Genomic DNA, 12297 nt, shown 5'->3' with positions numbered 1-12297 from the left:
ATGTTTGATTTAGATCCAAGCGTCATTGTCCGGGCCATGCCCGCGCTGTGGAGCGGCCTTAAATTTACGTTGCTGCTGACCTTCGTCGCCATGTCGGTGGGTATCGTCACGGGCACCCTGCTGGCGATCATGCGTCTATCGCACAACCGCGTCCTGCGTGGTTTTGCCTTGGGCTACGTCACCGTCATGCGCAGCATCCCGCTGGTACTGGTGATTTTCTGGTTCTACTTTCTGATGCCCTTGTTGCTGCAAATGGCCTTCGGCACGGAAAGACCGGTGCAGATCGGGCCGATCGTCACCGCCTTCGTGACGTTCTGCATGTTCGAGGCGGCCTACTACAGCGAGATTATTCGCGGGGGTATCCAAAGCATCAGCCCAGGCCAGAAACAGGCCGCCGCGGCCCTCGGCCTGCGCCCGACACAAGCGATGGCCTACGTGATCCTGCCGCAAGCCCTCAGACGCATGGCGCCGCTGTTGCTGACCCAGACCATCATCCTGTTTCAAGACACCTCGCTGGTGTATGTGCTGTCCATCGCCGACTTCACGGGTGCCGCGAGCAAATTCGCGCAGCGTGATGGACGTCTGGTCGAACTGTATCTGTTCGTTGCATTGGTCTATCTGGTGATCTGTTACCTGCTGTCCAGTCTGAGCAAACGCCTGAAAACAAACGTAGGGAAAACCGCATGATCCAGATGAACAACCTGAGCAAATGGTACGGCAACTTCCAGGTCCTGAAGAACTGCACCACTGAGCTTGCCCGCGGTGAAGTCATGGTGGTGTGCGGCCCCTCCGGCTCAGGCAAAAGCACGTTGATCAAATGCGTCAACGGCCTGGAGCCGGTACAAAAGGGCGATATTTTCATCGAGAACCAGCCTGTCACCGGCAAAGGTGTCGACTTGCCGAAGTTGCGGGCCCGGGTGGGCATGGTGTTCCAGCATTTCGAGCTGTTCCCGCACCTGACCATTATCGACAACCTCAACCTTGCGCAAATCAAAGTGCTGGGCCGTGATCGCCACGCAGCGACCAAAAAAGGCATGGCGCTGCTCGAACGCGTGGGGCTCAAGAGCCACGCCCACAAGTACCCGATTCAGTTGTCGGGCGGTCAGCAGCAGCGAGTTGCCATTGCGCGAGCGCTGGCGATGGACCCCATTGCGATGCTGTTCGATGAGCCGACCTCGGCGCTGGACCCGGAGATGGTCAACGAAGTCCTGGACGTCATGGTTGAGCTGGCGGGAGAGGGCATGACCATGATGTGTGTCACCCACGAAATGGGTTTCGCCCGCAAAGTGGCAGATCGCATCGTGTTCATGGACGGCGGCGAGATTATTGAAGATGTGAAGTCCGAAGAGTTCTTCAGCGCTCCGCGCTCAGATCGCGCTCGCAGCTTTCTGTCCAAGATCTTGCAGCACTGAGTGCCGCCGGACCACTGTGGGCGCAAGCTCGCTCCCACAGTGGTCATGCGCAGGTGCACCGCATCCGCGCATTATTCGCTCGGCGGCAACCACTTGGCTTCCAGCTCCGCCACTTTGGCTTCAAGGCTTTCGAGGCGCGCGCGGGTGCGGGCCAGGACCACCATCTGGCTGTCGAATTCTTCGCGGCTTACCAAGTCCAGTTTGCTAAAGCCACTTTGCAGCAAGGCTTTGAACTGGCTTTCGATTTCGTTGCGCGGCAGCGCAGTTTCGCCACTGAACAAACGTGAGGCGTGGCCACTCAGGGCGTCGAGAAAATCTTTGGGCGCGAGCATGGTTAAGGTCCTTAAAACAGATGGCGGCGAGTGTATCACGCAGTGTCAGGAGCGATTCTTTACCCGGCTTCGCACATTTTTCGGGCGCACCCCCTGCTGCCAACGCACCGTTTGTGTGCACAAATCCTCTGGCAAATCAGGCATAACGCCACTAACCAATGATATCCACTTGAAATTATTGGATTTTCCAGACATGGCAAGGTTTCTGCTTAGTTGCTCATGACTCACGTACTGATGCAGTTGCTGTGACGATGGTAGTGCGGCAGATGGTTCAGGGAGTGTTTTCGTCACAAGCGATTGATACACGTTGCGTTGCCTGAAGAAGGCCAACGAAGCGTTACAAAGCCAGACACTGCGCTTAGACTTGAGCCGGGTTTGTTTTCCTGGGGCAAGTCCACCAATTCGGGAGAAGTTTCATGAAGCTAGTCACCGCCATTATCAAGCCGTTCAAATTAGACGACGTACGCGAGTCGCTGTCTGAAATCGGCGTGCAGGGCATTACCGTTACTGAGGTTAAAGGCTTCGGCCGGCAGAAAGGTCACACCGAGCTGTATCGCGGCGCGGAGTATGTGGTCGATTTTCTGCCAAAGGTGAAGATTGATGTCGCCATTGACGACAAAGATCTTGACCGGGTTATCGAGGCGATAACCAAGGCTGCCAACACCGGCAAAATTGGTGATGGCAAGATTTTTGTGGTCAATCTGGAACAGGCTATTCGCATCCGTACCGGCGAAACCGATACCGACGCAATCTAAGCCGCCAAACCCCCAACGCCCCAGGAGAAAACACTATGACTCTGCGCAAAATCGCAGGGCTCGGAGCCCTGTTGTCCGTCGTAATGCCTGGCCTGGCCATGGCGGCAGACGAAGTGGCCGCTCCAGTTCTGAACTCCGGCGACACCGCCTGGATGCTGACTGCCACGGCTTTGGTGCTGTTTATGACCATTCCCGGCCTGGCGCTGTTTTACGGCGGCATGGTCCGCTCCAAAAACCTTCTTTCCGTGATGATGCAATGCTTCGCCATTACCGGCCTGATCAGCATTCTGTGGGTCGCTTACGGCTACAGCATCGCGTTCGACGCAACGGGCATGGAAGCGGGTGTTGTTAACTTCAACTCGTTCATCGGCGGCTTTGGCAAAGCGTTCCTGGCCGGCATCACACCTGAAAGCATTACCGGCCCTGCGGCGCTGTTCCCCGAAGCGATCTTCGTCACCTTCCAGATGACCTTCGCCATCATCACTCCAGCCCTGATCGTCGGTGCGTTCGCTGAACGCATGAAGTTCTCGGCCATGCTGATCTTCATGGGCGTGTGGTTCACCCTGGTGTATGCACCTATCGCGCACATGGTCTGGGGCGGCCCGGGTTCATTGCTGGGTGATTGGGGCGTGCTCGACTTCGCGGGCGGCACCGTGGTGCACATCAACGCCGGTGTTGCAGGCCTTGTAGCGTGCATCGTACTCGGCAAGCGTAAAGGCTACCCGACCACCCCAATGGCACCGCACAACCTCGGTTACACCCTGGTCGGTGCTGCCATGCTGTGGATCGGCTGGTTCGGCTTTAACGCAGGCTCCGCTGCTGCTGCCAATGGCACCGCCGGTATGGCGATGCTGGTCACTCAAATCGCAACCGCCGCTGCTGCACTGGGCTGGATGTTTGCCGAGTGGGTCACCCACGGCAAGCCAAGCGCACTGGGCATCGCCTCGGGCGTGGTAGCCGGTCTGGTAGCGATTACCCCAGCGGCAGGCACTGTTGGCCCAATGGGCTCGATCGTGATCGGCCTGGCAGCAGGTGTGATCTGCTTCTTCTGCGCCACCAGCCTCAAGCGCAAACTGGGCTATGACGACTCACTGGACGCATTCGGCGTGCACGGCATCGGCGGTATCGTCGGCGCCATCCTGACCGGTGTGTTCGCAGCTCCTGCTCTGGGTGGCTTCGGCACCGTGACTGACATCCCGATGCAAGTCTGGATTCAGTTCAAAGGCGTCGCCTTCACCGTGGTCTACACCGCGATTGTGACCTTCGTCATTCTCAAAGTGCTGGATGCCGTGATGGGCCTGCGTGTCACCGAAGAAGAAGAGGCCGTTGGCCTCGACCTGGCACAACACAACGAACGTGGTTACAACTTGTAAGCGTGTAAGCGCTCGAAAAAAATACCCGGCTTGCCGGGTATTTTTTTATCTGCAATCTGGCGTTATTCGCGGCACTGAAATGATTTTTCCTACCACTTTAGGCTTAGATCAGTTCTACGCTTGTTTGTAAGGTGAATACTTACATCAAAACTCGACTATTAGCCGCTTTGCTTTTTTATTCAGCGCGCTAGAATGCGCGCCGAGGGGCGAAAAACAGCACCCTGGCAGGACGAAGGCGAGGATAACCTCCCGACGCTTTCAAGGCCCGCAGGCCGGGCGGCCAAAACCACTGGCACTGGGCTGCTGGCAACGTGTTTATCTGGACGAGCAGCGTGATACCGCGGTGCTCGGTAAGTTCTCGTCACCTTAAACGATGAAGAGACTTGAGCCTCGGTTTACCCAAGGCTACTTTTTCACCAGCGGCAGTCGACAGTTGGCGCAGCTGGTCTATAACTAATCTGCTTTACGCAAGTCATGGGGTAGAACATGAGCGACGATGATCTGGAAAATGATGACCTCGAAGTAGGTGACGAAGACGAGACCGAAGAAGGCTTGGAAGCATCAGCCGAAGACGTTGCAGACGATGACGGTGGCGAAGATGCACCGGTCCCTGCGGCCAAAGGCAAATCCAAGGCAGCGGTTTCGGTAGATGACCTGCCAAGTGTTGAAGCCAAAAACAAAGAGCGTGATGCTCTGGCCCGCGCCATGGAAGAGTTTCTTTCGCGGGGCGGCAAAGTGCAGGAAGTCGAGGCGAACGTGGTGGCAGACCCACCCAAAAAGCCTGACAACAAGTACGGCAGCCGTCCTATCTAAGGGCTGCTCCATCGCTTGAAAAAACCCGCCGTCGCTGCGGGTTTTTTTGTGGCTGTCGTCGCTGCGACACCCTCTCGGAGTCGCTTTACAACCCATCGCCTCCTCATGCTTCGTCAGCGACTACAGGGTTTCGCAAGGCTCTGGGGTTTGGGCCCTTGTAGCCGCTGCCGAGGTACAAGGCTGCGATGCGGGCCGCAGCCTTATGCTTCGGCAGCGCCTACAGGGTAAGTTTCAGCCCAGGTGTTTCAACACCATTGGCAGTTCGCTCAAGCAGCCGATTTCGGCGTCCGGGGCTTTGCCACCGTCCCAGCGTTTGCCGCCCGGGTTGAACCAGATCGCGCGCAAGCCCGCTTGCTGGGCTCCGGCGATGTCATCACTTGGGTGGTCGCCCACGTGCACCGTCGACTCCGCCGCCACGCCACCGCGTAACAGGGCTTCATGGAACAGCCGCGCATCCGGCTTGGCGATGCCAATGTCTTCAGCGCACAACATAAATTTGAAGTGATGCCCCAACCCGACCCGTCGCACGTCCGCGTTGCCATTAGTGATCACGCCCAAGTCGTAGTAATGGGCCAGTTGCGCCAACGTCGACTCTACCCGCGGGAATACTTGCAGCGCATGACGGGCCTCGATAAAGACTTCAAAGGCGTCGTCCGACATCTGGGCAGCGTTCGCATAACCCGCGTCATTTAACGCGTGAAACAACACCCGCCGACGTAAGGCGCTGATCCGGTGCTTGAGCTGTGGCTCACCGTTCAGAACCCGCTCGCGCAACGCCTGATACCCCGCAAGGTCCAACGCGCCCAATTTTGGTGCATGCGTGGCCAGCCAGGTCTGCAGCACGGTTTCGGCACTGGCAATCACCGGCGCGGTGTCCCACAGGGTGTCGTCGAGGTCGAAGGTAATCAGCTTAATGGTCATTCACTGCCCTTACTGCGTTTGGCCCGTGGGTGGGCGCTGTCGTAAACCGATGCCAGGTGCTGGAAATCCAGATGGGTATAGATTTGCGTGGTTTTAATGTCCGCATGCCCCAGCAACTCTTGCACCGCACGTAAATCCTGAGACGACTCCAGCAAATGGCTGGCAAATGAATGGCGCAGCATGTGCGGGTGCAGGTTTTGCCCCAGCTCGCGCTCACCCGCCGCCTTGACCCGTAACTGAATAGCCCGCGGCCCGAGACGGCTGCCGCGCTGGCTGACGAACACCGCGTCGTCTTGCGGGTTGGCCAAGCCGCGCAAAGGCAGCCACGCCAGCAACGCCTCACGGGCCTTTTTGCCGACGGGCAGCACGCGGGTTTTGCTGCCTTTACCGAGCACTTCAACCAAGCCGTCGGCCAGGTCCAACTGGTCCAGATTAAGCCCGGTCAGCTCCGACAATCGCAACCCTGACGAATAGAACAGCTCCAGAATGGCCTGGTCGCGCAGGGCCAGAAAATCGTCTTCGACCGCGCCTTCGAGCAGTTGCAGGGCACGATCGGTGTCGAGGGTTTTCGGCAGACGACGCTCGCCCTTGGGCGGTGCCAGGCCGTTGGCCGGATCGTGATCGCACACACCTTCGCGATTGAGGTAGTGATAGAGCCCGCGCACCGCCGACAGCAGCCGCGCAATGCTGCGTGAAGACTGGCCTTGCTGATGCAGACGCGACACCAGTTGGCGCAAGCGCTGAATATCCAGCGCTGACCAGTTGGGGATAGTTTCTTTGGCACAGAACGCCAGCACCTTGTTCAGGTCGCGGCGATAGGCTTGCAGCGTGTGGGGTGACACTTGACGCTCGCTGCGCAGGTGAGTGCAGTAAGCGTCCAGTTGTCGTTCCACGGCTAGCGCACCGAGCGCAGGGCGTTAGTGAAACGCGGCAGGACTCGGCCCAGGACTTCGGCGATATACCCCAGAAACAGCGTCCCGACCGAGCTTTTGTAATGCTGAGGGTCGCGGCTGGCCACCGCCAACACGCCGTGCAGGCCCAGATGATTGAGCGCCACGACGGCGGTCGAACCAATCTGTTTGCGTTGTTCTTCGCCGAACAGGAAGTCCAGCTCATGTTCACGCAGGCTGCCGCTGACCGCTTTGCCTTCGGCCAGCAACCCGCCCAAGGCACGCTGCGCGTCGGCGCTGCTGACCCAACGTCCGACCGGCATCGGGTTATCGCCAAACAGCACCAGGCTGACAAAAGGCACCTGGAAGTCCTGGCGCAAGCTGTCTTCGACCGCGATCACCATTTCTTCAAGACTGGTGGCGTCCATCAGGGCAAGGTTGAGACGGCGGGTTTTTTCGAACAGTCGGTCGTTGTCGCGGGCCACGTCCATCAGTTGTGACAAGCGATGACGCATCTCGATGTTGCGACCACGCAACAGCTCTAACTGGCGCTCGACCAGCGAAATGGTATCGCCTCGCTGGTGCGGAATACGCAACGCCAACAGCAAATCGTCGCGCTGACTGAAGAAGTCCGGATGAGCCTCCAGATACGCCGCAACAGTCGCGGCCTCCAAAGAATCAGCAGGCTGTTCAAGATCGGAAGGCTGTGGCTGGTCGGTCATCAGATGCGCTCGCTCATAAACGGACTTGTCCTTCGTAAACACGCATCGCCGGGCCGGTCATGATCACAGAATGACCTGGGCCTGCCCATTCGATGGACAAACGGCCACCGGGCAAATCGAGGATCAACGGTGAATCCATCCAGCCTTGGCTGATCGCCGCCACCGCAGCAGCACAAGCGCCGGTACCGCAGGCCTGGGTTTCCCCGGCACCACGCTCCCACACCCGCAGTTGCCCGCGTTGACGATCAATCACGTGCAGAAAACCCACATTGACCCGCGCTGGAAAGCGCGGGTGATGCTCAATTTTTGGCCCCAGTTCATGCACTGGCGCAGCATTGATGTCATCGACGCGCAGCACCGCATGCGGGTTGCCCATCGACACCGCCGCCAGCTCAACCTCTTGGCCGTCGACCGCAAGCGTATAGCTCAAGGCCTGCGCGTCGGCCACAAACGGTATCTCTTGCGGGATCAGGCGCGGCGGCCCCATATCAACGCTGATTTGCCCGTCGCTGCGCACGTTTAGTTCAATGATGCCGCTTTTGGTTTCGACCTTGATCTGGCGCTTGGTGGTCAAACGCTTGTCGAGCACAAAGCGCGCAAAGCAGCGCGCACCGTTGCCGCACTGCTCCACTTCGGAACCGTCGGAGTTGAAAATCCGGTAACGAAAATCCACCTCCGGGCTGCTCGGGGCTTCAACGATCAATAATTGATCAAAGCCGACGCCCGTGTGCCGATCACCCCATTGCTTGGCGTGCTTGGGCAAAATATGCGCATGCTGGCTGACCAGGTCGAGAACCATGAAGTCGTTGCCCAGGCCGTGCATTTTAGTAAAACGCAGCAACATGGGCTCACTCCGGCAGCAGGCTTTCGCCAGCAAACAACTGCGCAACGGTCTCGCGGCGACGCACTTCAAACGCCTGGTCGCCATCCACCAGAATTTCGGCGGCGCGGCCACGGGTGTTGTAGTTCGAACTCATCACAAAGCCGTAGGCACCGGCCGAATGCACGGCCAGCAAATCACCTTCAGCCAGCGCCAACTGGCGGTCTTTGGCCAGGAAGTCGCCGGTCTCGCAGATCGGGCCCACGATGTCGTACGCACGGGCTTCGGTGTCACGCGGGCGCACCGCGGTCACGTCCATCCAGGCTTGGTACAACGCCGGACGAATCAGGTCGTTCATGGCCGCATCGACGATGGCGAAGTCTTTGTGTTCGGTGTGCTTGAGGTACTCGATCTGGGTCAGCAGCACGCCCGCGTTGGCCACGATAAAACGGCCCGGCTCAAACACCAGCGCCAGATCACGGCCCTCGATGCGCGCACGCACCGCCTTGATGTAATCAGCGGCCAATGGCGGCTCTTCATCGCGATAACGCACGCCCAAGCCACCACCGAGGTCGATGTGACGCAGGTAAATGCCGCAATCGCCCAGACGGTCGACCAGCGCCAGCAGGCGGTCGAGCGCATCGATAAACGGTTCGAGGGTGGTCAGTTGCGAGCCGATGTGGCAATCGACGCCGACCACATCAAGGTTCGGCAACTGCGCAGCGCGGATGTACACATCCTCGGCGTCAGCGATGGCGATACCGAATTTGTTTTCTTTAAGGCCGGTGGAGATGTACGGGTGAGTGCCCGCATCCACGTCCGGGTTGACCCGCAGCGAGATCGGCGCACGAACGCCCATCTCAGCGGCAACGACTTGCAGACGCTCAAGCTCTTCGGTGGACTCGACGTTGAAGCAGTGAACGCCCACTTCCAGCGCACGACGCATATCGTCGCGAGTCTTGCCGACGCCCGAAAAAACGATCTTGTCTGCCGAGCCGCCAGCGGCCAGCACACGCTCCAGTTCGCCACGCGACACAATGTCAAAACCAGCGCCCAAACGCGCCAGGACATTGAGTACACCCAGGTTGGAGTTAGCCTTTACCGCGAAACACACCAGATGCGGCGTGCCGTTCAGGGCGTCGGCGTAAGCGTTGTATTGCGCCTCGATGTGCGCCCGGGAATACACGTACGTCGGCGTGCCAAAGCGCTCGGCGATGGCCGTCAGCGCAACACCTTCGGCGAACAGTTCGCCGTCCCGGTAATTAAAAGCGTCCATGGTGTTCCCTTATTGGTGCTTGTGCGCTTTAGATTGCGAAGACTTAGCTTGGTCATCAGGATTTTGGCTGTCATCGGGCAGATACAGCGGTCCTTTTTGACCACAGGCAGAAACAAGGCAAGCAACCGCGACGAGCGCAGCAATAGAAGAGATCAGGCGCTTCATGGCGAAATCCTTTGAAAAGCATTAATTGCGCCCGAGTATACCGAGCACCTACCAGCTTGCCTATGCAGCAGACGGCTTGAGCGCGGGCGCCTGTCTGGATAATCAGTGGTGGCTTGCCAGCGGTCAGTCTTAGGGTTTGCAATCGGCCTGGAGCGCCCGTATCTTGCGAGCTCCGAGCATGACTAGACATTACGAGGTTCCACCATGAGTTTGACTGAAGCCCGTTTTCACGATCTGGTCGATGCAACCCAGGAAAACCTGGAAGACGTTTTCGACGACAGTGATCTGGATGTTGATGTAGAGAACGCAGCCGGGATCCTGACGGTCAAGTTCGAGAATGGCAAAGCGCTGATTTTCAGCCGTCAGGCACCGCTGTTTCAGCTTTGGCTGGCAGCGCCCAATGGCGGTTTTCACTTCGACTACGACGAAGCAGACAGTGTATGGAAATGCGACAAAACTGAAGAGCTGCTCAGCGAGATGGTGGACCGTCTGACAAAGGAACTCACTGGCGCCGAGCTGGAATTTGACGAGATCTAATTGTGACCGCCCCTGCTAAACCCGTAAAACCGCTTTACAGCAACGTCAGCCCGGCAGTGCCTTCCCCTTGCATCAGCACCTGCCGGCTGGATGAACACAAGGTCTGCCTGGGCTGTTTTCGCCACGTCGAAGATATTCGCGAGTGGCGCTCGGCAGATGACCCGCGGCGCCGGGTGATTTGCGAACAGGCCCGGCAACGCAAAGGTTGATTCTGCGCCGAGCATTAACCCCACCTCGCTTGTGTATTTATTTTGCTGTGGTAGTGTCCGGGTTCGCCTCGCCCTAACGAGGCTGGTCAAAACCCCGCCATTTTTCGGCGGGGTTTTGCTTTTCCGTGCAGAAAAAAGGAGTCTGCCAGGTCATGAATCATTCACCCGAGATCACCCTCACACGTCTGGACGTACAACGTCTGGAGAAGTTGATCGGCAACCTCGACGACACATTACCCGGTGTTGTTGCGCTGCAAGCCGAACTGGATCGAGCCGAAAATATTGTCGGCCATGACGAAGTGCCGGCGGGCGTTGTGACCATGAACTCGCGTGTGCACTGCCGCGAAGAAAGCAGCGGCAAGGACTATCACCTGACCTTGGTTTACCCCAAAGACGCCAACGCTGACGAAGGCAAGATTTCGATTCTGGCGCCTGTGGGCAGCGCACTGCTGGGCCTGCAAGCCGGGCAACACATCGACTGGCCAGCGCCGGGTGGCAAAACCCTCAAGCTCAAACTGCTCGAAGTTGAATACCAGCCAGAAGCAGCAGGCGACTTCGACCTTTAAGCGTCCCCGCACGATCAGGATCAACGGTAGCGCTCGGCTTTGCAGCGCTGCCCCAACGCCTTAATCCACGCTGACGGGCAACCTGAGTACAGGCTCATCGCGGGCCAATCGACTCAAGAAACGGTAACTGCCATTCAGTTCGCGTGACAACGCCAGACGCTCACGGCTGTCGGAGCCCATCTTCCAGTTCGAGCGATTGTCCAACCGCGCCAACTGCTGCTCATCCCAGCCCCATTCAGTGGTCAAACGCTCCAGCAACTGGCGTTGCCACTGCGCGCCACCTTGAGCCGCATGACGCGTCAGCTTGCGATTGACCTTCAAGTACAGGCTGCGACGCACTAACTCCAGCCGCTGCACATCGCCACAGGCACGCAGATAGTCTTCGATACGCCGGTACACCATCACGTACGGGTCCAGTTCATCGAGGTCCAGTTGATTGCTGTACACCGCACGCTTAAACCCCAGGCTCAGGCAATTGACCTGCGGGTGCTCGCTGGCGTACACCTCAATCAGCAGCAGCTTGAGCACCGACTTGTAGGGCGACTCAATGCCTTTGAACAACTGCCGCAGCCCGGCACCTAAAAACTCACTCGGTGCGATGTGCGCTAAATGCCCGAGATCAATCACCTCATCGGCGCTGATAACGCACTGTGCCAGCAAAGCGCTGACAAACTCGGCATAGCGAGCCTCTTCACACACCGGCACCCACCACCACAGCGGTGTGCGCCCCGCCAGCCAGATAGCCGTGCGATAAAACTCATCAAGCAACAACGAATGCTGCGCGGTCGCGCCATCGTCCTCGCTCCATTTCAACGCCGTCTCGCCTTGAGCAAAACGCTGCGCATCAATCAGAAAAAAATGCACCTCGCTGCCTTGGCTCCCCGCCCATAGTTCCAATTGATGGCACTTTTGGTACAACGCCGCCAAGGCGCCTTCATCCAGATCCGGGGCGTGGCAAATCCACACGTCCATATCGCTCTTGTCGGTCTGGGCCAACGTGCCGAGACTGCCCATCAAATACAGGCCGTGGATTGCTTGAGGCGCGTTGGGGGCAGGGGTGTAAGCAAAATCAGGTGCAAGGCCTTGCGCCCTCTCAAGCGTTGGCGCATCCGGCGCATAGCCCGATACCCCGGCAGGCGTGCAGTCCGACACGAAACCTGGCAACAACCGATGATTCACATGAAAGAACAGCGCCAACAGGCTCAGTACTGTCTGCTGACAGGGCGTCAAACCCGCCATCGCCCGGGCCAGACGGCCCTGATTGACAGCCAGAAATCGCCCACGCAGTTGATGGAGAATCTGTCGGTCGATTCCCTCATTCAGAGCGGGCCGTACTTCAAAGGGGCGCGTCATGGCAAACTCAGACCGGCTCGCCAAGCGAGAAAGACAAGGGGAGGAGAGTTTACAGCCAGCTGTAAGAAAGACTTAGAAGGAATGTGTTTTTGACGTCAGATTTTTTACATATCTGAACATTGGGCGGGGTAAAGAATGTGCCCGCGGAATCAT

At 58.2% G+C, this 12297-nt stretch carries 15 protein-coding genes and 1 pseudogene; 8 read left to right on the top strand and 8 right to left on the bottom strand.

The window, feature by feature from the left end:
• Together RHM56_RS23510 and RHM56_RS23505 are read left to right on the top strand one after the other, a co-directional pair.
• On the top strand, nucleotides 1-687 hold the full coding sequence (locus RHM56_RS23510) for an ABC transporter permease subunit (RefSeq protein ID WP_322236538.1): 687 nt from the start codon (nucleotides 1-3) through the stop codon (nucleotides 685-687).
• Nucleotides 684-1412 carry an amino acid ABC transporter ATP-binding protein gene (locus RHM56_RS23505; protein WP_322236536.1) on the top strand — a complete coding sequence of 243 codons (729 nt, stop codon included), beginning with the start codon at nucleotides 684-686 and terminating at the stop codon, nucleotides 1410-1412. The genes RHM56_RS23510 and RHM56_RS23505 overlap by 4 nt, the downstream gene beginning before the upstream one ends.
• 71 nt (nucleotides 1413-1483) lie before the next feature.
• Here RHM56_RS23505 and RHM56_RS23500 read toward each other — a convergent pair whose 3' ends face one another.
• Entirely contained in the window at nucleotides 1484-1744 is a 261-nt protein-coding gene (locus RHM56_RS23500; protein WP_322236534.1) for an accessory factor UbiK family protein, read from the bottom strand.
• Nucleotides 1745-2160: 416 nt separating this feature from the next.
• Here RHM56_RS23500 and glnK point away from each other — a divergent pair, with 416 nt between their 5' ends.
• From glnK to sutA, 3 genes are all read left to right on the top strand, one after another.
• A complete protein-coding gene (gene glnK, locus RHM56_RS23495; RefSeq protein WP_002555808.1) occupies nucleotides 2161-2499 on the top strand; it encodes a P-II family nitrogen regulator in 339 nt (112 codons plus the stop codon).
• A 35-nt stretch (nucleotides 2500-2534) separates the two neighbouring features.
• Entirely contained in the window at nucleotides 2535-3872 is a 1338-nt protein-coding gene (locus RHM56_RS23490) for an ammonium transporter (protein ID WP_322236532.1), read from the top strand.
• Between the two features lie 486 nt (nucleotides 3873-4358).
• Nucleotides 4359-4685, top strand: a complete 327-nt coding sequence (gene sutA, locus RHM56_RS23485) for a transcriptional regulator SutA (protein WP_322236530.1) — start codon at nucleotides 4359-4361, stop codon at nucleotides 4683-4685.
• A 231-nt stretch (nucleotides 4686-4916) separates the two neighbouring features.
• Here sutA and RHM56_RS23480 read toward each other — a convergent pair whose 3' ends face one another.
• The 6 genes from RHM56_RS23480 to lptM are packed head-to-tail and all read right to left on the bottom strand — an operon-like array spanning nucleotide 4917 to nucleotide 9479.
• Nucleotides 4917-5606 (bottom strand): HAD-IA family hydrolase, encoded by a 690-nt coding sequence (locus RHM56_RS23480; RefSeq protein WP_322236528.1) that lies wholly within the window; start codon nucleotides 5604-5606, stop codon nucleotides 4917-4919.
• Nucleotides 5603-6499 (bottom strand): tyrosine recombinase XerC, encoded by an 897-nt coding sequence (gene xerC, locus RHM56_RS23475; RefSeq protein WP_322236526.1) that lies wholly within the window; start codon nucleotides 6497-6499, stop codon nucleotides 5603-5605. Before xerC ends, RHM56_RS23480 begins: the two co-directional genes overlap by 4 nt.
• Nucleotides 6500-6501: 2 nt before the next feature.
• Nucleotides 6502-7218 (bottom strand): DUF484 family protein, encoded by a 717-nt coding sequence (locus tag RHM56_RS23470; RefSeq protein WP_322236524.1) that lies wholly within the window; start codon nucleotides 7216-7218, stop codon nucleotides 6502-6504.
• A gap of 13 nt (nucleotides 7219-7231) precedes the next feature.
• On the bottom strand, nucleotides 7232-8062 hold the full coding sequence (gene dapF / locus RHM56_RS23465) for a diaminopimelate epimerase (protein WP_322236522.1): 831 nt from the start codon (nucleotides 8060-8062) through the stop codon (nucleotides 7232-7234).
• A 4-nt stretch (nucleotides 8063-8066) separates the two neighbouring features.
• A complete protein-coding gene (gene lysA, locus RHM56_RS23460; RefSeq protein WP_322236520.1) occupies nucleotides 8067-9314 on the bottom strand; it encodes a diaminopimelate decarboxylase in 1248 nt (415 codons plus the stop codon).
• Nucleotides 9315-9323: 9 nt separating this feature from the next.
• Nucleotides 9324-9479, bottom strand: coding sequence for an LPS translocon maturation chaperone LptM (gene lptM, locus RHM56_RS23455; protein WP_322236518.1), 156 nt, complete (start codon nucleotides 9477-9479; stop codon nucleotides 9324-9326).
• Nucleotides 9480-9683: 204 nt separating this feature from the next.
• Between lptM and cyaY the strand changes: the two genes are divergently transcribed.
• The 3 genes from cyaY to rnk all read left to right on the top strand — a co-directional run bounded on the left by cyaY (nucleotide 9684) and on the right by rnk (nucleotide 10791).
• Nucleotides 9684-10016: an iron donor protein CyaY gene (gene cyaY / locus RHM56_RS23450; RefSeq protein WP_322236516.1), complete on the top strand. Its 333-nt coding sequence runs from the start codon at nucleotides 9684-9686 to the stop codon at nucleotides 10014-10016.
• A gap of 2 nt (nucleotides 10017-10018) precedes the next feature.
• Complete coding sequence (locus tag RHM56_RS23445; protein WP_322236514.1) at nucleotides 10019-10225, top strand: DUF1289 domain-containing protein; 207 nt, start codon at nucleotides 10019-10021, stop codon at nucleotides 10223-10225.
• 152 nt (nucleotides 10226-10377) lie between these two features.
• A complete protein-coding gene (gene rnk, locus RHM56_RS23440) occupies nucleotides 10378-10791 on the top strand; it encodes a nucleoside diphosphate kinase regulator (protein WP_322236512.1) in 414 nt (137 codons plus the stop codon).
• Between the two features lie 78 nt (nucleotides 10792-10869).
• Here the strand turns inward: rnk and RHM56_RS23435 are convergent.
• A pseudogene (locus tag RHM56_RS23435) lies at nucleotides 10870-12144 on the bottom strand (class I adenylate cyclase); the annotation flags it as partial.
• Nucleotides 12145-12297: the final 153 nt, after the last annotated feature.

This window comes from Pseudomonas sp. CCC3.1, from assembly GCF_034347405.1.
In the GTDB taxonomy this organism is placed as follows: domain Bacteria; phylum Pseudomonadota; class Gammaproteobacteria; order Pseudomonadales; family Pseudomonadaceae; genus Aquipseudomonas.
This window is presented reverse-complemented; position numbering and strand designations above follow the sequence as displayed.

Excerpts from the sequence above, each read along its gene's own strand:
- RHM56_RS23510 (WP_322236538.1), top strand. The coding sequence starts at position 1 with ATGTTTGATTTAGATCCAAGCGTCATTGTCCGGGCCATGCCCGCGCTG.
- RHM56_RS23505 (WP_322236536.1), top strand. The coding sequence starts at position 684 with ATGATCCAGATGAACAACCTGAGCAAATGGTACGGCAACTTCCAGGTC.
- RHM56_RS23500 (WP_322236534.1), bottom strand. The coding sequence starts at position 1,744 with ATGCTCGCGCCCAAAGATTTTCTCGACGCCCTGAGTGGCCACGCCTCA.
- glnK (WP_002555808.1), top strand. The coding sequence starts at position 2,161 with ATGAAGCTAGTCACCGCCATTATCAAGCCGTTCAAATTAGACGACGTA.
- RHM56_RS23490 (WP_322236532.1), top strand. The coding sequence starts at position 2,535 with ATGACTCTGCGCAAAATCGCAGGGCTCGGAGCCCTGTTGTCCGTCGTA.
- sutA (WP_322236530.1), top strand. The coding sequence starts at position 4,359 with ATGAGCGACGATGATCTGGAAAATGATGACCTCGAAGTAGGTGACGAA.
- RHM56_RS23480 (WP_322236528.1), bottom strand. The coding sequence starts at position 5,606 with ATGACCATTAAGCTGATTACCTTCGACCTCGACGACACCCTGTGGGAC.
- RHM56_RS23470 (WP_322236524.1), bottom strand. The coding sequence starts at position 7,218 with ATGACCGACCAGCCACAGCCTTCCGATCTTGAACAGCCTGCTGATTCT.
- dapF (WP_322236522.1), bottom strand. The coding sequence starts at position 8,062 with ATGTTGCTGCGTTTTACTAAAATGCACGGCCTGGGCAACGACTTCATG.
- lysA (WP_322236520.1), bottom strand. The coding sequence starts at position 9,314 with ATGGACGCTTTTAATTACCGGGACGGCGAACTGTTCGCCGAAGGTGTT.
- lptM (WP_322236518.1), bottom strand. The coding sequence starts at position 9,479 with ATGAAGCGCCTGATCTCTTCTATTGCTGCGCTCGTCGCGGTTGCTTGC.
- cyaY (WP_322236516.1), top strand. The coding sequence starts at position 9,684 with ATGAGTTTGACTGAAGCCCGTTTTCACGATCTGGTCGATGCAACCCAG.
- rnk (WP_322236512.1), top strand. The coding sequence starts at position 10,378 with ATGAATCATTCACCCGAGATCACCCTCACACGTCTGGACGTACAACGT.